The organism is Pseudomonas sp. TWR3-1-1 (genome assembly GCF_049896545.1).
Classification (GTDB): Bacteria; Pseudomonadota; Gammaproteobacteria; order Pseudomonadales; family Pseudomonadaceae; genus Aquipseudomonas; species Aquipseudomonas weihenstephanensis.
The window spans coordinates 1-22,246 of record NZ_JAFCUO010000013.1; the positions used below are offsets into that span (position 1 = coordinate 1).

Consider the following 22,246-nt stretch of genomic DNA (forward strand, 5'->3'; position numbering starts at 1 on the left):
CAAGAAGTTGCGCAGTGCTGCGCAACTTCTTGCGCACTCGTCTACAGCTCACGTTTTATGAGCGCTGTAGCGATGTATCCACACGGTTATCCACATTTGAGTGCGCAACTTCTTGCGCATCATGGCTATATGCTACTTTTCGCAACCACCTCGTTATATCTCACACCTGACGTCAGTATCGCTGATACGAAAGAGAGCCCTTTTACAGGATCACCCTTTCGATTTTCGGGGCTTTAATCGGGCGTTTTGAGTTCAATGAACCGGCGGGAAATCGACTCAAGCAAATCCTTGTCGGTGACCGGATCCAGCCCTGAATAAGGACGCCCATTGTAGTCGCCCACATAGCTCAGAACAGACAAAAGCTCCCCCTTTTCACGATAGATCTTACGTATCAACTGGCACTCCTGATCCTTCTCATTGGGGTTGCGCAGGGCATAATGAACGGCTAAAGCCGCCCCAAACTCAAGGGATGGAGTGGGTATCCCGTGTTTGCGGGCCAGATCAATGCTGCGAAAGATGCGTTCGTGACGTTGCAACTTGCGCAGTGGGTCTCGTGCTACGCGGGCACAGGGATCTTTGAAGGACGTGGCACAGCGCTTGAGGAAAACCTGTGAGAAATCTTCGACAGCATCAGCCGCTTCCGGGTTTTGCGCGATTAATGCCGGACCGACCTCTTCGCGGATAAGTCGATGGGCCAGCGCGCTGACCCGTGTATCGCCCATCCCCTGCCCCAGCCAGGTATGCCCCAGCAGGCTGGCGTACCAGGCGATCACGGCATGCGGGCCATTCCACAGCAAATTCTTGATCACTTGGGTCTGGGTAATGTCTGCAACTGTCTTGACCTGGCGCAGACGCTCAAGCAAATGGCCGCAGCGTTCGGCGTACAGCGGCATGTCCGGTTCGCTATTGAACAGGATCAGATGCAACTGGCTAAGCGCCTGACTGGATTGGGCATATGGCCGGAAGCTACTGATCAGTTGCTCATAGTCAGGCACTCGTTTTTTCGAGGCCGTGGCCGGTGTGCGGCTCTCTTCACTCAAGGTGTTTTCGAACATTTTCGACTTGATCCGTAGCTGTCGCAGCAACGCGTCGGTGGACAGTTTGGACACGATGCGACTGACCACGGTTTCTGCAAAATACGTATTGTCGAGGATGCGCTGACACAGTTGCGGCGAGGCCAGGCGGCGTAAATGCGCTTCAACTTGCTCGCGCACGAATGCAGCGCCGCCGACCTTGTTCAAAACAATCAATAGGGTGAGTACCCGGCTTCTGCGTTCGAAACGACGAATCAAGCCTTGGGCAATCACGCCCGCTTGCTTGCGGATCGCAGACTCGGGAAGGCTCAGGCCAACGATTTCGGCCACGTCGTACATGCGAATGACGGCTTGCTCGTCATCCATGTCGATCATGCTCATGTTTTCAATGGTTTGATCAAACGAGGTGGCGCCGTAGCGCACGCTGTAGCGACCGAACGCCTGAATGGTTTCGCGCAGCATCGGCGAGCGGGTCGCAGCAATGATTTCGCAAGGCCGGGTGTAACCATCCCAGTGCGAGAAAATTTGCGCCAGGTAACCACCCCCCATCGCCCCGAAACCGTGGATGCCGACGCTGAACTGGTTGAGGGCCTGTGGAAACGGCTCGGTTAATTCAGGCACGCCCAAGTGAGGCATGCAGTCGCTCAAGTCCGCCAAAAATTCGCTCATGCTGGTATAGGCCTGCAACGCACCCGCTTTGACTTCAGGCGCCGGGGGCTTGATGTCTTCGATCAGAATGGGTTGCCCGTTCGCGCGGATCGCTGACAGCAAGCCGTTTTCAGAGTCTTCAAGCATCAGGCAGTGTTCGGGCAGGCAGTTCAGTGCGCTGGCCGCGTTGAGGAAGATTTCGGGATGCGGCTTGCCTTGCTCCACTTCATCACCACACACCGTGATGTCGAAGTACTTGAGCACGTTGGCGTTGATCAAATATTCCTCGGCAATCGCGCGTCGGCTGGAGGTGGCCACGGCCATGGTCAGGCCACAGCGGCGCAGACGCTCTAGCACGTCGAGCAAGCCGTCTTTGATGGGCACGCCATGATTGCGCACATGCGCCAGCTCAAGCTCATCTGCCCGTTGCCTGACTTGGGCGTAGGGAAAGTCTGCGCCGTGATTGGCCTTTGCCAGTGCTTCAGCGCGTTTGGCACTTAAACCCAGTGAACCAGTCAGGGTTTCATCACTCAGCGGGCTGCCGAAAATCTCCATCGCCGCTTGCTTCAAGGTCTTGAAGCGTAAGCGCTCGGTGTCAAACATCGTGCCGTCCATATCGAATATGGCACTGAGGATGCGTTTGCCCTGGAAATAGATCATTGGTGGTGTAACTCCTTGAACTGCTCGCGCCCGTGCGAATGTCTGGCAGGCGCGTGGAAAGAGGATCGTCTCTGCACGCCGGACACGGAATTTAGCCGTCCGCCGGGTTCAGATCAGGCAATGAGGGTCAGATGAAGTGCCGAGAGGCAGCAGTGTTCAGTGGGTGTCAGGCGGGGGGACGTAGCAATGGCGCCAGTCGGCGCAGTTCCCTGAGAAACAGGGACGAAGATAAGGTAAGGCCATGAAGATCAAGAGTCGGGAAATGTACCCTGTAGCTGCGAATGCGCAGTGCTTGATGTGAGGCCCACAATTCGCAATCAGGGGTGCGGATCGTGAGCCGGACTGGCGATGGATACGTGTGCTTCCGTCCATAAGGTGTGTTATTTCCTGTGTCCAAATAGGTTTCCTTTTTAGCTATAACGCATTAAAAGCGTCTAAATCAAGGTTCGCGGCAAAGAGCATGGCCATTAGCCGGTCTGCTGGCCGGCCAATGAGGACTTAATAAATAGCCCCGGTTTCAGGCTCAACTGCTTGATCAGGGTGGCGTTGAATCCTGTCGGGTCTTCCATTTACGGCGCGTGGCCCATACCGGTGAATTCAATCAATTTGGCCCCCGGGAGTATCTTCGCCGCCTGCATGGCCAATTCGATAATGTGAGCACATTGCTACGGGCACCGACAATCTCGCCACTGTGCCGGACTACACCGTTGATACCCTGAGCGATGTGGGTGGTGCGTGCGCGTAAGAGCCCCCCGCTACCCGGCGTTTGAAGTACATATGGCGCGGCGCGGAGCTCAAGACAACGATCCAGGGGAACGTTGGTTACGCTCTCGTATTCAGATGTTTTTTGGGGGGCATGGTGAAACATAGAACTTTTTTGGTTAATTTTTATTTCGGGAAAGCCAGCATTTCCTATCCCAGCTAGTTGGCAAGGAAGCTACATGAGCAAATATCATGATCAGCGATAGCCAGCCCAGGACAGAGTTATCGATTTCCCCCAAGAGCGGCAGAGTACTGTTTTCGACAAAGTTACCGTGTATAAACATGCATAGTAAGTTATAGATGCCTGCGCACCAAAACTTCCACGGGGAAAAATAACGCCCCGAAAATTCACAGCATGCCCAACGAGAAAGCCCATATAGGAGCAGAGTCATCAGAACAAAAAACAGATAAAAAATAAGACTATTCACTTTGATGATTACACATGTCATACATTGTTTTTGCGGTCATTCCATCTATAAATCTATCGAAGAAAAACCCGCCGCGCGAAGCGTGATGGTATGCCCTTACATAATCTGATCGCACATACCTAAATAAACGCCATGCGTCAGGCTTTAATACAAGTTTGCCTATGCCGTAAGCCGAGGAGGATAAGTCCACAACGCCATAAGCTATATCGGCTTCACAATTGCCGCTACCCAGTACTCCTGACAGTGCTCGATATCCCTTTCTAAGCGGCCCCACGACATCGGAACGGTTTTCGAGCAGGTTACGTCCGCTCTCATAGGTATTATTAGCACCATTGAGCATCATGGGTATACCTGCGACAAAACAGAGCGTACCCAAGGAGGCATAGCAAATACCTGCCCCCGCTGCAAACTGAAGCGTTCCTGAGATAACACTTGCACCTCGTAAAGTGACCTCCCTCGCCTGACTAAGCAAACTACCCTGCTCATCCTTAAGCTCTTTCAAACCCTGCTCTACCGTTTTATTGCCTTGAGACACATCCTTCACAATCCCCTGGGTGTAATAAGAAACCTCTCGATTGAACTGTAACCTCAAGGTTCCATCATTAATGTGCCTTGCACTTAACGTGCAAGCTTGACGGCTCACGTTTGCGGCCGCCTCGCTAACTAACCAATCATCACAACGTGTTGGCGGGCAATTGGTTTTTTGCGGTCTCATGCCTCATGCCCCCCAATAACTATAACCACTGGTACCTGCCACATGGTGGGTCCAGGTGATTTCGCGATAACGAATGGCTAGATGTTCTTGAGGTTCGGCTTCATTTTGTAAAACAGCATGCGGCATGTCGAGCGTCAGGTCAGCGATTATGCCGCCCTCGATCGAGATGGAGTAGAACCGTTCGTGCGTACCCAAAGAAGAGAGTCGGTAAAAGCTGATAACGCCACTTATCTCTTCACGGCTGGACAGTGATTGAGCGAGCAGCGGTGAAGATTTATCAACGTTTTTAGTGATGATAATGGGGCCGTGGGTTGCTTTATTCAGATGTCCGGTGTTGGTCATGTTGTGAGTGCAGGACAGCACCATAATTTCGTCGGCATGCTCTATTTGGCACTTGTTACCCATAGAATTCTGGGTAGAGCAACCCGCCGATATTAATCCTGACGTTTTGCCCGTGAGGGTCATGTAACCGTGATTAGCCATAACTTCCACTCTATTTCGGTGAGTGGAAACCCTATGACAAGAGGTTCTGGGATGCTGTAGGGACTTTCTGTATATTTCTGAGCAGGTTCTGATTGTTTGCAGCAAACGATAAAGATTAATTGATAGCCCCCTAACAAAAAGCGCAGGCTAGAGGGCTTGCTCAGGGTTTATATCATTCTGGATGATAGTGACCTTCGCTGGGTTCGATTCGTGCGCCAGCATGCGCGCCAGCATTATCCGCCCCATCTCAATAGATTGGCGGACTCCCCTCTCATGGAACAGTCACTTAAACATTTGCGCTTCCCGCTCGCGGCCTTGGCCATCGTGGTGATGAGTGCATGCGGCAAAACTCCACAAGCGACTGCTCCAGCTCCTGCTGCAAAAGTCAGTGTGGCCAAAGTACTCGAACAGCCGGTCAATGAATGGGACGAGTTCACCGGGCGCCTTGAGGCCCCCGAAACCGTCGAGATTCGCCCGCGCGTGTCCGGGCAGATTGATCAGGTTGCTTTCACCGAAGGTGCATTGGTGAAGAAAGGCGACCTGTTGTTCCAGATTGATCCGCGCCCGTTCCAGGCCCAAGTGCGTCGCCTTGAAGCTCAAGTGCAGCAGGCGCGCGCCAATGCCACCCGCAGTCAGAACGAAGCACAGCGCGGTGAGCGCTTGCGTGAAAGCAATGCCATTTCGGCCGAGTTGGCCGAGTCGCGCACTACGGCTTCTGAGCAAGCCCGTGCCGGGGTTGCCGCGATTCAGGCCGAGCTGGACCTGGCCAAGCTCAACTTGAGCTTTACCCGTGTGACTTCCCCGATCAGCGGCCGCGTCAGCCGTGCCGAAATCACTGCCGGTAACATCGTGACGGCCGACGTCTCGCCACTGACCAGCGTAGTGTCCACTGACAAGGTCTACGCCTATTTCGATGCCGACGAGCGCGTATTCCTCAAGTACACGCAACTGGCCCGTCAAGGCCAGCGCGGCCAGACCACGCCGGTGTACTTGGGGCTGTCGAACGAAGACGGTAATCCACATCTGGGGCAAATGAACTTCGTCGACAACCAGGTCAATCCGAAAACCGGCACCATTCGCGGACGCGCGGTGTTCGATAACGCTGATGGCAGCTTCACCCCGGGGCTGTATGCACGGCTGAAACTGGTGGGCAGCGGTACCTACTCTGCCGTCTTGATCAATGACGAAGCGGTGGGCACCGATCTGGGCAAAAAGTTCGTGCTGGTGATGGATGCTGACAATAAGTCGACCTATCGCGCGGTGGATCTGGGTCCAAAAATCGAGGGTCTGCGCATTGTTCGTAACGGCCTGAACAAAGACGACACGATCATCGTCAAGGGCTTGCAGAAAGTGCGTCCCGGCTCGCCGGTAACACCTGAAGTTATCCCGATGGCCAACGAACAGACCCTCGCCGCACTGGCACAACAACGACAAGCCCTGGAAGCCAGCAACCTGCCGCCAATCAAGCCCGCCACTGGCGGTTCGAAACTGGCCAGTGTCGCGACTCCTCGTGGTTAAGGGACGATAACTCCGATGAATTTTTCCCAGTTCTTCATTCAGCGGCCCATTTTCGCGGCCGTACTTTCATTGTTGATCTTGATTGCGGGTGGCATTTCGCTGTTCCAATTGCCGATCAGCGAATACCCGGAAGTGGTACCGCCGACCGTGGTCGTGCGTGCCAACTTCCCCGGCGCCAACCCCAAAGTGATCGGCGATACCGTTGCCGCGCCGCTGGAACAAGCGATAACCGGCGTTGAAAACATGTTGTACATGTCTTCGCAGTCCACCGCTGACGGCAAAATCACCCTGACCATCACCTTTGCGCTGGGCACTGACCTGGACAACGCTCAGGTGCAGGTGCAAAACCGTGTGACGCGCACGCAGCCCAAGCTGCCTGAGGAAGTCACGCGCATCGGCATTACCGTGGACAAGGCTTCGCCCGACCTGACGATGGTGGTTCACTTGACCTCCCCGGACAAGCGTTACGACATGCTGTACCTGTCTAACTACGCCATCCTCAACATCAAGGATGAGTTGGCACGGTTGAACGGGATCGGCGATGTGCAGATGTTCGGCATGGGCGATTACTCATTGCGAGTCTGGCTTGATCCGAACAAAACCGCATCTCGCAACCTGACCGCTACCGATGTGGTCACGGCCATTCGTGAGCAAAACCGTCAGGTTGCCGCCGGTGCCCTGGGCGCCCCGCCAGCGCCGAATGCCACCAGCTTCCAGCTGTCGGTCAACACCCAGGGCCGTCTGGTCACTGAAGAAGAGTTCGAGAACATCATCATCCGCTCGGGTGACGATGGGCAGATCACGCGTTTGAAGGACATTGCACGGGTTGAGCTGGGCTCCAGTCAGTACGCCTTGCGTTCCTTGCTGAACAACCAACCGGCAGTGGCGATACCGATCTTCCAGCGCCCTGGCTCCAATGCGATCCAGATTTCCAATGACGTTCGCGCAAAAATGACCGAACTCAAGCAGAACTTCCCGCAAGGGATGGACTTCGACATCGTGTATGACCCGACCATTTTCGTTCGTGGTTCGATCGAAGCCGTGGTGCATACCCTGTTTGAAGCCCTGATTCTGGTAGTACTGGTCGTTATCCTGTTCCTGCAAACCTGGCGCGCTTCGATCATTCCGCTAGTGGCCGTGCCAGTGTCGTTGATCGGTACGTTTGCCGTGATGCACATGTTCGGTTTCTCGCTCAACGCACTGTCGCTGTTCGGCCTGGTACTGGCCATCGGGATCGTGGTCGACGATGCGATTGTGGTGGTGGAGAACGTCGAGCGAAATATCGAGCTGGGACTCAACCCGGTAGAGGCCACCAAGCGGGCGATGCGTGAAGTAACCGGCCCGATCATTGCCACGGCACTGGTGCTGTGTGCGGTGTTTATTCCGGCCGCCTTTATCTCGGGTCTGACCGGGCAGTTTTATAAGCAGTTCGCCCTGACCATTGCTATTTCCACAGTCATCTCGGCCTTCAACTCGCTGACGTTGTCCCCTGCACTGGCAGCGGTATTGCTTAAAGGCCATCACGCGCCGAAAGACCGTTTTACCCGTGTGCTGGATCGTTTGTTCGGTGGCTGGCTGTTCGGCCCGTTCAACCGCTTCTTCGTCAAGGCCAGTAACGGTTACGTCGGCACCGTGCGCCGCGTGATTCGTGGCAGCGGTATCGCCATGTTGCTGTACGCAGGCTTGATGGTGCTGACGTGGGCCGGATTTGCCCATACGCCAACCGGCTTCGTACCACCGCAAGACAAGCAATACCTGGTGGCCTTCGCTCAATTGCCTGACGCCGCGAGCCTGGATCGCACTGAAGCCGTTATCAAGCGCATGTCCGAAATTGCGCTTAAACAACCGGGGGTTGCCAACTCGGTGGCCTTCCCTGGCCTGTCGATTAACGGTTTTACCAACAGTCCGAACAGCGGCATCGTGTTCACCCCGCTCAAGCCGTTTGATGAGCGCAAGGACCCAAGCCAGTCAGCTGCCGCCATTGCAGCCGCCTTGAACGCTCAGTTCGCGGACATTCAGGACGCTTACATCGCGATTTTCCCGCCACCTCCGGTACAAGGTCTGGGCACTATTGGCGGGTTCCGCCTGCAAATCGAAGACCGCGGCAATCTGGGTTATGACGAACTGTACAAAGAAGTACAGAACGTGATTGCCAAGAGCCATAACGTGCCAGAGCTGGCCGGGTTGTTCACCAGCTACCAAGTGAACGTGCCACAAGTTGATGCAGCGATTGATCGGGAAAAAGCCAAGACCCACGGCGTGGCCATCAACGACATCTTTGACACGTTGCAGATCTATCTGGGTTCGCTGTATGCCAACGATTTCAACCGCTTCGGGCGCACTTATCAGGTCAACGTTCAAGCCGAGCAGCAGTTCCGCCTGGAACCTGAGCAGATTGGCCAACTGAAAGTGCGCAACAACAAAGGCGAAATGATCCCGCTGGCGACCTTCATCAAGGTCAGCGACACCGCAGGCCCCGACCGCGTGATGCACTACAACGGTTTCGTCACCGCTGAAATCAACGGCGGCGCGGCACCGGGCTACAGCTCCGGGCAAGCAGAAGCAGCCATGGAGAAACTGCTCAAAGAAGAACTGCCTAACGGCATGACCTATGAGTGGACTGAACTGACGTATCAGCAAATTCTGTCGGGTAATACCGCACTGTTTGTGTTCCCGCTCTGCGTGCTGCTGGCGTTCCTGGTGCTGGCTGCGCAATACGAGAGCTGGAGCCTGCCACTGGCAGTGATTCTGATTGTGCCGATGACGCTGCTGTCGGCGATTACCGGGGTGATTATTTCGGGCGGTGACAACAACATCTTCACTCAGATCGGATTGATCGTACTGGTGGGGTTGGCGTGCAAGAACGCGATTTTGATCGTCGAGTTCGCCAAGGACAAACAGGAAGAAGGCCTCGACCCGCTGGCGGCGGTGCTCGAAGCCTGCCGCCTGCGTCTGCGGCCGATCCTGATGACCTCGTTCGCCTTCATCATGGGCGTTGTGCCTCTGGTGCTCTCTAGCGGCGCGGGTGCTGAAATGCGTCACGCGATGGGTGTTGCCGTGTTCTCCGGCATGCTCGGTGTAACCTTCTTCGGCCTGCTGCTGACGCCAGTGTTCTATGTCTTGATTCGCCGCTATGTGGAGCGCAGTGAAGCGCGCAAAGCCGCCAAGCAATTGAAGTTGGAGCCGCAGCAATGAGCGTGAAAGCCTTCCTTCCAAGCCTGTTGGTACTGGCGTTGAGCGCCTGTGCCGTAGGCCCGGATTACCAAACGCCGAAGACGGAGCCGGCGCAGATCAGCGCCGACAGTCTTAAAGGCTTTGACCGTGCACATTTTGAAGGGATCTGGTGGCAGCAGTTCGACGATCCAACCTTGAATGCATTGGTGTCTCAGTCGTTGGCCGGCAACCGTGAATTGCGCGTCGCGTTTGCCCGCTTGCGTGCAGCACGGGCCATTCGTGATGACGTCAGCAACGATGCGATGCCGACCATCACCAGCCGTGCCAGCAGTGACCTTGGCAAGGGGCAAATTCCAGGGCAGACCGAGAAGCGCGTCAACAGTGAGCGCTACGACCTGGGCCTGGACATGGCGTGGGAAATTGATCTGTTCGGGCGCATCCAGCGTCAATTGGAAGCCAGCGACGCTGACGAGCAAGCAGCGGCAGCGGATTTGTATCAGTTGCAAGTGACGATGATTGCTGAGTTGGTCGATGCCTATGGCGAACTGCGCGGCGCTCAATTGCGTGAACGCATTGCCCTGGACAACCTGAAAAACCAGCAGGAATCCAAAGCCATCACCGAAAGCCTGCGCGATGCTGGGGTGGGTGATGAGCTGGACGTGATGCGCGCGGATGCACGTCTGGCCGCCGTTGAAGCCAGCGTGCCGCAATTGCAGGCCGAACAGGCGCGTGAGCGCAACCGCATCGCCACGTTGCTGGGCCAACGGCCAGAGCAACTGAGTGTGGATCTGAGCCCGGCCAAACTGCCTGCCATTGCTAAAGCGTTGAACATCGGCAACCCCGGCGATCTGCTGCAACGTCGCCCGGACATCATGAGCGCTGAACGTAAGTTGGCCGCCGCCACCGCCCGTATCGGCGTAGCCAAGGCGGATCTGTTTCCGCGGGTCAGCCTCAGTGGGTTCCTCGGCTTTACCGCCGGGCGTGGATCGCAAATCGGTTCAGCTGCTGCCAATGCCTGGGCCTTAGGCCCGCGCATCACCTGGCCTGCGTTTGATTTGGGCAGTGTGCGCGCCCGCTTGCGCGGTGCGGATGCTCAAGCCGAGGGCGCCTTGGCCAGCTATGAGCAGCAAGTGTTGTTGGCGCTGGAAGAGTCGCAAAACGCGTTCACTGACTACGGCAAACGTCAGCAACGTTTGGTGTCGCTGATTCGACAAAGCGAGTCCAGTCGCACCGCGGCGGATTTGGCAGCCATTCGTTACCGTGAAGGCACCGTGGACTTTTTGGTGCTGCTCGATGCCCAGCGCGAACGTCTGGCGGCCGAAGACAGCCAAGCGCAAGCCGAGGTTGAGTTGTATCGCGGCGTTGTGGCGATCTACAAAGCCCTGGGTGGCGGCTGGCAGGTCGAAACCCTGGCCAGTGCGCGCTAAGTTTCAACTGATTTAACGGCTCCTTTGGTTGGTCGCATCCAACCGTTTAGCCCCGCGTTCATTCGGTCGCGGGGCTTTTTTTGCTTTCAAATCGCTGAAGCTCGGGCATAGGGCAGCAGTTGCACCCCCAGATACAGCGCCAACATGCCGTTCAGGCTCAGCGGATCGACTCCGCTCAACTCGGCAATGCGCTCCATGCGATAGCGCAGGCTGTTGCGATGAATACCCAGCGCATCGGCACAGGCCTGACTTTGACCGTCGTGCACACACCAACTGCGCAAGGTAGCAATCAATTGGCCGTTACTGTCTTTGGCCACCACCTTGTGCAACGGATTGAGCAACTCTTCCAGCGCATCGTCATTGCGATGGCGCCACAGCATGACGGGCAATCGATAGCGATCCAGACTCAGCAGCCGTGTGTCAGGTAATACATCGCGCCCATAGGCCAGCAAATCCCCGACCCGACGGTAGCAACGACGCAGCCCTTTGAGCGCATCGGCCTGGCCTCCGGCGGCAATGCGCAGCACGTTCCAGCCCTGGGTGTCGAGACGCTCCAACAGCCGCACATCATCCAGCGTGGTGGTGGCCGGCCGGCACCACAATAGCGATGCGTTGGCCGGGCACACGCACCAGCTGTCCGGGTAACGTGACTGCAACCACGCGCCAAGGGCTTCGCCGGTGAGACCTTTGCCCAGCTCAAACAGATACGGAATACGCGACAGTTGGGGTTTGAGACCTAACTGCTGAGCTTCGTCGATCAAGCGCGGAGAATCGCCGCCTTCACTCAGCAACAAGGCCACCAAATCGTCGCAACGCTGGCGTCGCCATTGCTGCTCGGCCTGCTGATGACGCTGGCCCACCAGCATCTCGGCAGTCATGCGCACCAGCTCGGCGTAGGTGCGCAATAGCTCGGGTTCACCGGTCAGGCCGAGCACACCGATCAGGCGTTGATCGAGCAGCAAGGGCAGGTTAATACCCGGTTGCACACCCTTGAGGCACTTGGCGGTTTGCGCATCGATCTCCACCACCCGTCCGTTGGCCAACACTAACTGCGCCCCTTCATGTCGGGTGTTGATACGCTCCGGCTCGCCACTGCCCAGGATCAGCCCCTGGCTGTCCATCACGTTAACGTTGTACGGCAAGATGGCCATCGCGCGATCCACGATGTCCTGCGCCAAATCATGATCCAGTTCAAACATAGGGTGACAATCCTTGGAAACATTTGTTCTTAGGCACAGCCTGAGCGCAAAAATGCTGTGCAGTAGCACAAAGACAGCAACGTTAGGGTGACCGAGACTCAAGCAGCGACCAACGTTAACCTCGGATCGCAAAAAAACATAATAAAGAGAGACAAGAGATGTCACAGAGCGCCCCCGCTTCGCTGACCGGCGATGACGATAAAAACGCCATCTACAAGCGCATCACCCTGCGTTTGATCCCCTTCATTTTCATCTGCTATCTGTTCAATTACCTCGACCGGGTAAACGTTGGCTTTGCCAAATTACAGATGCTCGACGCGCTGAAATTCAGCGAAACCGTGTACGGCCTGGGTGCCGGGATCTTTTTCATCGGCTACGTGCTGTGCGGCGTACCCAGCAATCTGGCGTTGACCAAGTTTGGCCCGCGACGCTGGATCGCTGTGATGATGGTCAGTTGGGGCCTGCTGTCCACCTGCCTGATGTTTGTCACCACGCCAACCCAGTTCTACACCCTGCGCCTGTTTACGGGTGCAGCTGAAGCCGGTTTCTTCCCCGGTGTGGTGCTGTATCTGTCGCAGTGGTTCCCGACATTCCGTCGTGGCCGGATCATGGCGCTGTTCATGTCGGCCATCCCGGTGTCGGGCCTGGTGGGCGGGCCTTTCTCGGGGTGGATCCTCAGCCACTTCGCCGCAGGCCAGGGTGGGCTTGCCGGCTGGCAGTGGATGTTCCTGTTGCAAGGGATTCCGACTGTCATCCTCGGTGGCTTGGCGATCTTTCTGCTCAATGACAGTTTCGCCAACGCCAAATGGCTCACACCTCATGAGCGCGAAGTGCTCGAAGCCGATCATCGGCTGGACGCCGCGAACAAACCGCCTACCACCAGCGACTCACTGCTCGCGGTGTTCAAGAACCCCGCGATCTGGGCGTTTGGCCTGATCTACTTCTGCATTCAGAGCGGCGTGTACGCGATTAACTTCTGGCTGCCCTCGATCATCAAAAACTTGGGGTTCAGCGACACGTTGGTGATTGGGTGGTTGAGTGCCATCCCCTACCTGCTCGCCGCTGTGTTCATGCTGCTGGTGGGGCGTTCGGCCGACTTGCGCAAAGAACGCCGCTGGCATTTGGTGGTGCCGATGTTGATGGGCGCGTTGGGGCTGATCATCGCCGTCAACTTTGCCACCCAACCGGCAATCGCCATTTTGGGCCTGACCATTGCCACGATGGGCGCCCTCACCGGCCTGCCGATGTTTTGGCCGGTGCCGACCGCCATGCTCAGTGCCGGTGCAGCGGCCGGGGGCTTGGCCCTGATCAACTCGATGGGGCAAATGGCCGGATTCTTGAGCCCGTACCTGGTGGGGTTTGTGAAAGACACCACGGGTTCGACCGACGTCGCGCTCTATTTGCTGGCCGCCGTGATTGTGGGCGGCAGTGTGTTGGCGCTGCGCATGACGCGGGGGATGAACAACGCGTAATTGACGGGGCCATACGCACTTAAAAACGCTAGCCGTTGACGAGTAATGCAAGACGACGTCCGACGGCGCAGCCGTCGAAACCCATCCGATGCGGTGTCTGACTGACACCGCAGTCATCGGGTTTACGAGCGCTTCGCAATCGGACGTCGCCTTCGGCAACCGCTATGCCAACCCCGTCCATTTTTTATGCATTTGCCCTAAGGGCTTCAGGGCCTCAAGCTACGCGCCTCTAACAATCAAAATGCGCGTGTAAACGAGGCTGTTGTGTCCAAAGGTATTGTTCTGTCTGTTCTGGCATCGAGCCTGTTCGGTGTCATGTATTACTTCACTTCCCTGCTCTATCCCTTGAGCGGTGCTGAAATTTTTGGCTGGCGGATGCTCCTCACCTTGCCGTGCATGAGTGTATTCATGTGTATCTGCGGGGACTGGCGGTTGGTGCCGGCGATAGTTTCCCGTCTGCGCCAACAACCCATGCTCTGGGGCGGGCTGATTGCTTCGAGTGCGTTGGTGGGTGTGCAATTATGGCTGTTCCTGTGGGCGCCATTAAATGGCCACAGCCTCGACGTGTCGCTGGGCTACTTCCTGTTACCGCTGACCATGATCCTCACCGGCCGCTTGGTGTATGGCGAACGCTTGTCGCATTTGCAAAAGATCGCTGCCGCACTGGCGACCCTGGGCGTGGCCAACGAGGTCTATCGTGTGGGCGGTTTCTCGTGGACCACGCTGTTGGTTGCGATTGGATACCCGCTCTACTTCGTGCTGCGCAAACGCATCGGCACTGATAACCTCGGCGGCCTCTGGCTGGACATGCTGTTGTTGATGCCGGTGGCGTTCTTGTTCGTTCAGGGGGGGGAGCATGGCTTTGATGTCGCCAGTCAGCGCTCTGCTCTGTATATGCTCATCCCGCTGCTGGGGGTGATCAGCGCACTGGCCTTGATCAGCTACATCATGGCCAGCCGCATGCTGGCATTCAGCCTGTTCGGGTTGCTCAGTTACGTCGAACCGGTGCTGTTGGTCTGTGTGGCGTTGCTGCTGGGTGAGAGCATCAGTTCGGGTCAGTGGCTAACGTATCTGCCGATATGGCTGGCGGTGCTGGTGCTGATTTTTGAAGGCTTCAAGCACTTGATGCGTCAGAGAAAATCAGTCTAGGAAGGTGCGTACTGGGCCTGAGCATGACCGTTAATCTTTTTTTTTGAAAACACGAACGCTCGCTTAAAACGTCTTTGGCCCAGTATTTGCTTGGAAGTTACACGCATTACCTGTTTGGCTAGGTTTAAAAGCCAACTTATTGGTTTAAAAGACATTTGCCAATGATGTTCCACAGCCTCAAGCTATGTGCCCACTCACACGAGTAACGCTGTAGATCCATTGAGGTTGTTGTGTCTAAAGGTATTGTTTTATCGATTTTGGCGTCGTGCCTGTTCGGCGTCCTGTACTACTTCACGTCTGTGCTCTGGCCGCTCAACGGTCAAGAAATCTTCGGCTGGCGAATCCTGATCTCGCTGCCCTTCATGACACTGTTTATCTGCCTCAGCGGCGACTGGAAATGGGTGCCGCTCATATTTCAGCGCTTGCGCGCCCAACCGGCTCTGATCCCTTGCGTCGCCGTCACCAGTTTTCTGGTGGGCCTACAGCTGTGGATGTTCATGTGGGGGCCTTTGAATGGCCACGGGCTGGATGTGTCGCTGGGTTATTTCTTGCTACCACTGACCATGATTCTCACTGGACGCATCGTGTATGGCGAACGCCTCTCGCGCCTGCAAAAAATCGCCACCGCCCTGGCCGTGGTCGGGGTTGCCAACGAGTTGTACCGTACCGGCGGTTTTTCATGGACCACGCTGGTGGTCGCCATCGGCTACCCGATGTATTTCGTGCTGCGCAAGAAGATCGGCATCGACAACCTGGGCGGGTTATGGCTGGACATGCTGTTGATGGTGCCGGTTGCGCTATGGTTTGTACTTGCCGGCGAGCATGTCGATCTCGATGCGCAGCGCCCGCTGTTGTTCGCGCTCGTTCCGCTGATGGGTATTATCAGTGCCGCCGCAGGCTTTGCTTACATCTTGGCCAGCCGCTTGCTGCCGTTTAGCCTGTTCGGCCTGCTCAGTTACGTCGAGCCGGTGTTGCTGGTGGCCGTCGCACTGTTGCTGGGCGACAGCCTGCAAGAAGGGCAATGGCTGACCTACGGACCGATCTGGCTGGCCGTCGGGGTACTGGTGCTTGAAGGCCTCAAGCATGTGAGCCGCCAACGCCGCTCCCTCTAAGTCAGGCAGGCAGCCACAGTCTAAAGCGCGCCCCACCCAAGGGTGATTGCTCAAGCTTTAACGTACCGCCCTGGGCTTCCAGGGCGCGTCGACTGATGGCCAATCCAAGTCCAAAGCCCCCCGTTGCGCGGTCCCGGCTGCGATCCAGGCGGTAGAACGGTTCAAAAACCCGCTCGCGATCCGCCTCGGCAATGCCAATACCGTCGTCGTCCACCCATAACTCACAGCCTTGTGGCGTGACATTGACCCCCACTTGAATGCGGTGATCGCAATAGCGCATGGCATTGCGCAGCAGGTTTTGCAGCGCACGCGCTGTCAGCCGTGGATCAAGGGCAAATCGCGCCTGAGTCCCTTGCATCAACACGTCCAGCACAATGTCCGGGGTTTCGAGCGCTTCATCGAAACTGCCCAGAATGCTGTCAATGAACTCGTCCAGCGACACATCTACCCGCTCCGGCACCAGCGCCGGGTTTTGCAGGCGACTGAAGGACAGCAGCTCCAGCACCAACTCATCCAGCTCGCGTATATGGCCAACCAGCACCAGCAGGCGGTCGCGGCTGGCAGGCGGCAGGTCATCGCACAGCACCAGCGCCAGGCCGAAATCGAGCCGGGTCAGGGGCGTTCTCAGTTCGTGAGACACCGCATTGAGCAGGTCGCGCTGCTGGTTGAGCAGGCTCTCGATGTCTTGCGCCATGGTGTCAAAAGCGCTGGCCAGCGCATGAACATTGGAACGTGGCGAGATGTGGGTGCGCGCACTCAAGTGGCCCAGGCCAATCTGTGCGGCCGTGCGCTTGAGCTGCTCAAGGTCACGCCAGTGCGGCCGCAACCACAGCAACAGACAGCCGAGCAAGGCTGCGCCGGTCAAAACGTTGATGCTCCAATACAACACGTTCATGTCGAACGGGTCGGGAGGCATCACCAGCTCAATCGCTTGTTGTCGGTTCAGCGGGGACACCACTAATGTGCGCCAGCCCCACTCGCCGATGCGCAGCACGCCTTGGCCTTGCTCCAGTTGATGGCGCTCCCGGGCATTGAATTTAGGGTCGTTGATCGACAGTAAATTGACCCGCAACGGGGAGAATTGCGTGTCCAGTTCGCTGGCCAGTGTCGGCCACTGTTCAGCGGGCACCGTGTGGAACTGTTTGACCAGAAGGGTTTGCATGCCACGGGACATGTCGACGTTGTAATGCATGAAACGCTCGTGAAACACCGTCACGATCAGCTCGGGCACCAGATATATGGCTGCGCCGAAGGTCACCATCGTGACCAGATAAAGCCGTAGCAGAACCTTGAACATGGCTCAGCATTCCCACTCGGAACGGCTGAACAAATACCCTTTGCCCCACACTGTTTTGATTTTGCGGGCTTCGCCCGCGCAATCGTCGAACTTGCGCCTCAATTTGGAGATGGCCACATCAACGGAGCGGTCTGTGCCATTAAATTCAATACCGCGTAAACGCTGAAGAATCTGATCGCGGCTGAGCACTTCTCCGGCATGCCTTGCCAGCACCACGAGCAAGTTGTACTCCCCGCTGGACAACTCGATGTCCTGGCCTCGCCAGCACACGGTGCGCTCAGAAAGGTCGATGCACAGGTTGCCAATCAGGATTCGGTCATTGGCCACTTGTGGCTCAATCAGGCTGCTGCGGCGCAATAAAGTGCGTACTCGCGCCAGCAGTACACGCGGCTCGCAAGGTTTTGTCACATAATCGTCGGCACCCATCTCTAGCCCTAGCACCTGATCATGACTATCGTCGCGGGCCGTCAACATCAGGATCGGCAGACTGGCCGAGTCGTTGCGCAACAAACGGCACACTTGCAAGCCATCAAGGCCCGGCAACATAAGGTCAAGAATAACCAAGTCTGGCGGGTTGCTTTTGGCTCGATCACGTACCTGATCGCCACGAGCAATCACGCTGACTTCATAGCCATTACGCTCCAGGTAGCTGGCAATCAGCTCCGAGAGCGCAGCGTCGTCTTCGACCAGCAAAATAGTGGGCATAATAAATGCTTACAACTTGGGGAAACGCAAAGGATATACAACCTCACATGGATAGGAGCATAACCTTCACACTTTTTCACACACCTCCTACACAGCTTCACAACGCCTCTTGCGTGCTGCGCTTAGCATTCGCAAGCACTTACAGAACCATCCTGCATTTATAAGAAGGCACGCTCATTGAAAAAGCTCTTTGCCCCGCTATGCCTTTCAGCGCTGGCACTGGCCCTCAGCGGTTGCGGCAACAGCCCCGATGCTGAACAGAAAGCGCCCTTGGTCAAGGTGCGCACCGAAGTCATTACAACTGCTCCCCTGTCGATCAATAACGAATTGAGTGGGCGGATCGTTGCACCACGCGTGGCGCAGGTCAGCGCCCGCGTCGCGGGGGTCATCCTTAAGCGCGTGTATGAGGAAGGCAGTGAGGTCAAACGCGGTGAGGTGTTGTTCTTGATTGACCCTGCACCGTTCAAGGCTGACCTGGACAGCGCGCAAGCCGCTCTGCGTAAATCCCAGGCGCTGGCCCTGCAAGCCAGGCAGCAAGATGAACGCTACAGCGCACTGATTGAAAGCAGTGCCATCAGCCGTCAGGAATACGATAACGCCCGTGCCCAATCGCAACAGGCGCAAGCCGATGTCGCCGCAAACAAGGCTGCTGTGCAGCGCGCCCGCCTGAATTTAGGCTATGCCACCGTGACAGCCCCTATTTCCGGGCGCATCGGTCGGGCATTGGTCACGGAAGGCGCGTTGGTCGGTCAGGGAGAAGTCACCCCGCTAGCCCGCATTCAGCAACTCGACCCTGTGCACGTCGACCTGACTCAGTCCACGCGCGATCTGGACAACTTGCGTGAATCATTTCGCGCCGGTGAACTGCAACAAGTGGGGGCCCATCAAGCCCGCGCCACGCTAATCCGCGACAACGGCAGCCTCTACCCCTTACCCGGTAAATTACTGTTCACCGACGTCAACGTCGATCCCAGCACTGGCCAAGTGATTCTGCGCAGCGAATTTCCCAACCCGGATTACGACTTGCTGCCGGGCAGTTTTGTGCGCGTGCGCCTGGAGCAGGCGATGAACAAGCAAGGCATCAGCGTGCCGCAGCGCGCCATTTTGCGAGACAGCGCCGGCGTGGCGCAGGTGTTGCTGATTGACGCGGACAACCGCGTCAAGCAACACCCCGTGCAACTGGGCAATGCACAAAATGATCGCTGGATTGTTAACAGCGGCCTCAAGGCCGGTGACCGCATTGTCATTGAAGGTCTGCAACACGCGCGCCCCGGCGAGCAGGTACAGATCGATGACCCCGCACTCCCTCTCGTACACTCCACGGATCAGTGAGCATGCCGCAGTTCTTTATCGATCGGCCTATCTTTGCCTGGGTCGTCGCGTTGTTCATTGTGCTGGCCGGCGCATTGGCCATTCCGCAACTGCCGGTGGCCAAATACCCCAACGTGGCGCCGCCTAAAGTTGAAATCTACGCCGTTTACCCCGGCGCCTCGGCCCAAACCCTGGACGAAAGCGTGGTCAGCCTGATTGAGCAAGAGCTCAACGGCACCGACGGCCTGATGTACTTCGAATCCCAAAGCAGTTTGGGCAGCGCAACCATTACCGCCACGTTCAAGCCGGGGATTGACCCCGAAATGGCGCAGGTGGATGTGCAAAACCGGCTCAAAGCCGTGGAGTCTCGTCTGCCGCAAGCGGTGATGCAGCAAGGTTTGCAGGTCGAAAAAGTGTCTTCCGGATTTTTGATGCTGGTGACCTTGACCGCCAATGACAGCCCGCTGGATGAGGTCGCGCTCAGCGATTACCTCGCGCGCAACGTGATGAACGAAATCAAGCGCATCGAAGGCGTGGGCAAGGCCCAGCTCTATGGCGCAGAACGTGCCATGCGTGTCTGGATCGATCCACAAAAGCTGATTGGTTTTAACCTCACCCCTGCCGATGTCAATCAGGCGATTGCCAGTCAGAACGCTCAAGTTTCAGCGGGCAGCATTGGCGACTTACCGGGGCGCCCCACCCAGGAAATCACCGCGACGGTGCTGGTCAAGGGGCAGTTGTCGACGCCTGAAGAGTTTGGTGACATTGTGCTGCGCGCCAACCCCGATGGCTCGACAGTGCGTGTGCGGGATGTGGCGCGCGTAGAAATCGGCAGTCAGGAATACCAGTACGGCACTCGCCTGAATGGCAAAACGGCCACCGCGTTCAGCGTTCAATTGGCGCCCGAAGCTAACGCCCTGAGTACGGCGACATTGATTCGCGCCAAGATGGACGAGTTGAGCCGTTACTTCCCGGCCGGGGTCGAATACAGCATTCCCTACGACACCTCGCCGTTTGTGAAGGTTTCGATTACCAAAGTGATGTACACCCTGGTCGAAGCCATGGTGCTGGTGTTTGCCGTGATGTTCCTGTTTTTGCAGAACGTGCGCTACACATTGATTCCGACACTGGTGGTGCCTGTCGCCCTCATGGGCACGTTTGCCACCATGCTGGTCCTCGGGTTTTCGATCAACGTGCTGACCATGTTTGGCATGGTGCTGGCCATCGGGATTCTGGTGGACGATGCCATTGTGGTGGTGGAAAACGTTGAGCGGATCATGGTCACCGAAGGGTTGTCGCCACGTGAGGCCACACGCAAAGCCATGACCCAGATCAGCGGCGCCATCATCGGTATAACGCTGGTGCTGGTAGCCGTGTTTATCCCTATGGCGTTTATGCCGGGTTCGGTGGGCGTGATTTACCAGCAATTCTCGCTGTCGATGGCCACCTCCATTCTGTTCTCGGCCTTCCTAGCGCTGTCCTTGACCCCGGCGTTGTGCGCAACGCTGCTCAAGCCAATCGCCAAGGGCGAACACCATGCCAAAGGCGGTTTTTTTGGCTGGTTCAATACACGCTTCGAGCGTATGTCCCAAGGTTACGAGCACTGGGTTGTGCACGTGATCAAGCGCAGTGGCCGCTACTTGTTGCTCTACGGGGCGCTGCTCGTGATCTTGGTGCTGTGCTTTGCCCGCCTGCCCTCCTCGTTCTTACCCGTGGAAGACCAGGGCTACACCATCACCGATATCCAGTTACCGCCGGGAGCCAGTCAGGGCCGCACAATAAAAGTCGCCGAGCAGATTGAAGCCCACAACGCAGGCGAGGCTGGCGTGGGCAATACGACGATGATTCTGGGGTTCAGCTTCTCGGGTAACGGCCAAAACGCGGCACTGGCGTTCACAACGATGAAGGATTGGTCAGAACGCGGCGCCAAGGACTCTGCCTCGGCCATTGCCGATCGAGCCAATGCCGCCTTCAGCGAGCTAAAAGATGCAGTGGCGTTTGCCATCCTGCCACCGCCAGTCAGTGGCTTGGGCACATCCAGCGGCTTCGAATTCCGTCTGCAAGACCGTGGCGGCGCAGGCTACGAGGTACTGATGCAAGCGCGTACCGAACTGTTGGCGCTGGCCGAGAAAAGCCCGGTGCTGGCTAATGTGCGTGAAAGTGCGCTGGCAGAAAGCCCGCAAGTTCAACTGGAGGTTGATCGCAAGCGGGCCAACGCGTTGGGCATCTCGTTTGCTGACATTGGCAATGTGCTGTCCACGGCGGTCGGCTCGGCGTACGTCAATGACTTCCCGAACCAGGGCCGTATGCAGCGCGTGGTGGTTCAGGCTGAGGGCGATCAACGCAGTCAGGTTGAAGACTTGCTCAAGATCAATGTGCGCAACAACTTGGGGAAAATGGTGCCGCTTTCAGCGTTTGTCGAAGCGCGCTGGATTCAAGGGGCTTCTCAGTTGACGCGCTATAACGGCTACCCGGCCATCAGTATTTCGGGTGAAGCCGCATCGGGCCACAGCACAGGCGAAGCGATGGAAGAGATCCAGCGCCTGGTCGCTCAATTACCAGCAGGCATGGGCATGGAATGGACCGGTCTGTCCCTTGAAGAAAAAATCTCGGGCGCACAGGCGCCGATTCTGCTGGGCCTGTCATTGCTGGTGGTGTTCCTTTGTCTGGCGGCGCTGTATGAAAGCTGGTCGATTCCTACGGCGGTACTGTTGGTCGTGCCGCTGGGTGTTTTGGGTGCTGTGCTGGCCGTGACCTTGCGAGGAATGCCCAACGATGTGTTTTTCAAAGTGGGCTTGATCACGATCATTGGCTTGTCAGCCAAGAACGCGATTTTGATCATTGAGTTCGCCAAAACGCTGTATGACGAAGGTCATGACTTGGTGGACGCCACCGTGCAGGCCGCCCGCTTGCGTTTGCGACCGATTGTAATGACATCGCTGGCGTTTATTCTCGGTGTGGTGCCGTTGGCGATTGCCACCGGTGCAAGCTCCGCGAGCCAGCAGGCCATCGGCACGGGGGTGATTGGCGGCATGATTGTGGCAACCCTGGCAGTGGTTTTTGTGCCCGTATTCTTCGTCGTGGTGATGAAACTGGTCAGAAGCAAATCGCGATCGCTTTAAGCGTCCACCGCGCGTGCTAAGGTGCAGCAA

At 56.9% G+C, this 22,246-nt stretch carries 15 protein-coding genes and 1 pseudogene; 10 read left to right on the forward strand and 6 right to left on the reverse strand.

Annotated features, from left to right (window positions below):
- Positions 1–237: hypothetical protein (locus ACP7A4_RS21315; protein ID WP_426248159.1), on the forward strand; the 237-nt coding region annotated here is incomplete at its 5' end.
- Here the strand turns inward: ACP7A4_RS21315 and mtlD are convergent.
- Positions 234–2,342: a bifunctional mannitol-1-phosphate dehydrogenase/phosphatase gene (gene mtlD, locus ACP7A4_RS21320; protein WP_426248160.1), complete on the reverse strand. Its 2,109-nt coding sequence runs from the start codon at positions 2,340–2,342 to the stop codon at positions 234–236. The genes ACP7A4_RS21315 and mtlD overlap by 4 nt on opposite strands.
- Before the next feature lie 593 nt (positions 2,343–2,935).
- Between mtlD and ACP7A4_RS21325 the strand changes: the two are divergent.
- A pseudogene (locus tag ACP7A4_RS21325) lies at positions 2,936–3,212 on the forward strand (LysR family transcriptional regulator); the annotation flags it as partial.
- A 312-nt stretch (positions 3,213–3,524) separates the two neighbouring features.
- Here ACP7A4_RS21325 and ACP7A4_RS21330 read toward each other — a convergent pair.
- Both ACP7A4_RS21330 and ACP7A4_RS21335 read right to left on the reverse strand, forming a co-directional pair.
- A complete protein-coding gene (locus ACP7A4_RS21330; RefSeq protein WP_426248161.1) occupies positions 3,525–4,175 on the reverse strand; it encodes a DUF4225 domain-containing protein in 651 nt (216 codons plus the stop codon).
- A gap of 75 nt (positions 4,176–4,250) precedes the next feature.
- Entirely contained in the window at positions 4,251–4,730 is a 480-nt protein-coding gene (locus tag ACP7A4_RS21335) for an Hcp family type VI secretion system effector (protein ID WP_059761882.1), read from the reverse strand.
- 273 nt (positions 4,731–5,003) lie between these two features.
- Between ACP7A4_RS21335 and mexE the strand changes: the two genes are divergently transcribed.
- The 3 genes from mexE to ACP7A4_RS21350 are packed head-to-tail and all read left to right on the forward strand — an operon-like array spanning position 5,004 to position 10,849.
- Entirely contained in the window at positions 5,004–6,248 is a 1,245-nt protein-coding gene (gene mexE / locus ACP7A4_RS21340; RefSeq protein ID WP_426248162.1) for a multidrug efflux RND transporter periplasmic adaptor subunit MexE, read from the forward strand.
- A gap of 15 nt (positions 6,249–6,263) precedes the next feature.
- The gene (locus ACP7A4_RS21345) at positions 6,264–9,443 is read left to right on the forward strand and encodes an efflux RND transporter permease subunit (protein ID WP_426248163.1); all 3,180 of its coding nucleotides are present in this window, start codon (positions 6,264–6,266) and stop codon (positions 9,441–9,443) included.
- On the forward strand, positions 9,440–10,849 hold the full coding sequence (locus ACP7A4_RS21350; RefSeq protein WP_059761879.1) for an efflux transporter outer membrane subunit: 1,410 nt from the start codon (positions 9,440–9,442) through the stop codon (positions 10,847–10,849). The genes ACP7A4_RS21345 and ACP7A4_RS21350 overlap by 4 nt, the downstream gene beginning before the upstream one ends.
- A gap of 86 nt (positions 10,850–10,935) precedes the next feature.
- Here ACP7A4_RS21350 and ACP7A4_RS21355 read toward each other — a convergent pair whose 3' ends face one another.
- On the reverse strand, positions 10,936–12,048 hold the full coding sequence (locus ACP7A4_RS21355) for a sugar diacid recognition domain-containing protein (RefSeq protein WP_059761878.1): 1,113 nt from the start codon (positions 12,046–12,048) through the stop codon (positions 10,936–10,938).
- Positions 12,049–12,206: 158 nt separating this feature from the next.
- Between ACP7A4_RS21355 and ACP7A4_RS21360 the strand changes: the two genes are divergently transcribed.
- From ACP7A4_RS21360 to rarD (ACP7A4_RS21370), 3 genes are all read left to right on the forward strand, one after another.
- A complete protein-coding gene (locus ACP7A4_RS21360; protein ID WP_059761877.1) occupies positions 12,207–13,520 on the forward strand; it encodes an MFS transporter in 1,314 nt (437 codons plus the stop codon).
- Positions 13,521–13,784: 264 nt separating this feature from the next.
- Positions 13,785–14,669 (forward strand): EamA family transporter RarD, encoded by an 885-nt coding sequence (rarD, locus tag ACP7A4_RS21365; protein WP_426248164.1) that lies wholly within the window; start codon positions 13,785–13,787, stop codon positions 14,667–14,669.
- 230 nt (positions 14,670–14,899) lie between these two features.
- The gene (gene rarD, locus ACP7A4_RS21370; protein ID WP_426248165.1) at positions 14,900–15,781 is read left to right on the forward strand and encodes an EamA family transporter RarD; all 882 of its coding nucleotides are present in this window, start codon (positions 14,900–14,902) and stop codon (positions 15,779–15,781) included.
- A 1-nt stretch (position 15,782) separates the two neighbouring features.
- Here rarD (ACP7A4_RS21370) and ACP7A4_RS21375 read toward each other — a convergent pair whose 3' ends face one another.
- Together ACP7A4_RS21375 and ACP7A4_RS21380 are read right to left on the reverse strand one after the other, a co-directional pair.
- Entirely contained in the window at positions 15,783–17,078 is a 1,296-nt protein-coding gene (locus tag ACP7A4_RS21375) for an ATP-binding protein (RefSeq protein WP_059761875.1), read from the reverse strand.
- 3 nt (positions 17,079–17,081) lie between these two features.
- On the reverse strand, positions 17,082–17,783 hold the full coding sequence (locus tag ACP7A4_RS21380; protein WP_059761874.1) for a response regulator transcription factor: 702 nt from the start codon (positions 17,781–17,783) through the stop codon (positions 17,082–17,084).
- Between the two features lie 177 nt (positions 17,784–17,960).
- Between ACP7A4_RS21380 and ACP7A4_RS21385 the strand changes: the two genes are divergently transcribed.
- Both ACP7A4_RS21385 and ACP7A4_RS21390 read left to right on the forward strand, forming a co-directional pair.
- The gene (locus tag ACP7A4_RS21385; RefSeq protein ID WP_059761873.1) at positions 17,961–19,115 is read left to right on the forward strand and encodes an efflux RND transporter periplasmic adaptor subunit; all 1,155 of its coding nucleotides are present in this window, start codon (positions 17,961–17,963) and stop codon (positions 19,113–19,115) included.
- Positions 19,116–19,117: 2 nt separating this feature from the next.
- Positions 19,118–22,216 (forward strand): multidrug efflux RND transporter permease subunit, encoded by a 3,099-nt coding sequence (locus ACP7A4_RS21390; protein ID WP_426248166.1) that lies wholly within the window; start codon positions 19,118–19,120, stop codon positions 22,214–22,216.
- Positions 22,217–22,246: the final 30 nt, after the last annotated feature.

What these genes read in the sequence shown, in the direction of transcription:
- ACP7A4_RS21375 (WP_059761875.1), bottom strand. Translation starts at nt 17,078, where the DNA reads ATGTTCAAGGTTCTGCTACGGCTTTATCTGGTCACGATGGTGACCTTC.
- ACP7A4_RS21390 (WP_426248166.1), top strand. Translation starts at nt 19,118, where the DNA reads ATGCCGCAGTTCTTTATCGATCGGCCTATCTTTGCCTGGGTCGTCGCG.
- mtlD (WP_426248160.1), bottom strand. Translation starts at nt 2,342, where the DNA reads ATGATCTATTTCCAGGGCAAACGCATCCTCAGTGCCATATTCGATATG.
- ACP7A4_RS21335 (WP_059761882.1), bottom strand. Translation starts at nt 4,730, where the DNA reads ATGGCTAATCACGGTTACATGACCCTCACGGGCAAAACGTCAGGATTA.
- mexE (WP_426248162.1), top strand. Translation starts at nt 5,004, where the DNA reads ATGGAACAGTCACTTAAACATTTGCGCTTCCCGCTCGCGGCCTTGGCC.
- ACP7A4_RS21380 (WP_059761874.1), bottom strand. Translation starts at nt 17,783, where the DNA reads ATGCCCACTATTTTGCTGGTCGAAGACGACGCTGCGCTCTCGGAGCTG.
- ACP7A4_RS21355 (WP_059761878.1), bottom strand. Translation starts at nt 12,048, where the DNA reads ATGTTTGAACTGGATCATGATTTGGCGCAGGACATCGTGGATCGCGCG.
- ACP7A4_RS21350 (WP_059761879.1), top strand. Translation starts at nt 9,440, where the DNA reads ATGAGCGTGAAAGCCTTCCTTCCAAGCCTGTTGGTACTGGCGTTGAGC.
- ACP7A4_RS21345 (WP_426248163.1), top strand. Translation starts at nt 6,264, where the DNA reads ATGAATTTTTCCCAGTTCTTCATTCAGCGGCCCATTTTCGCGGCCGTA.
- ACP7A4_RS21360 (WP_059761877.1), top strand. Translation starts at nt 12,207, where the DNA reads ATGTCACAGAGCGCCCCCGCTTCGCTGACCGGCGATGACGATAAAAAC.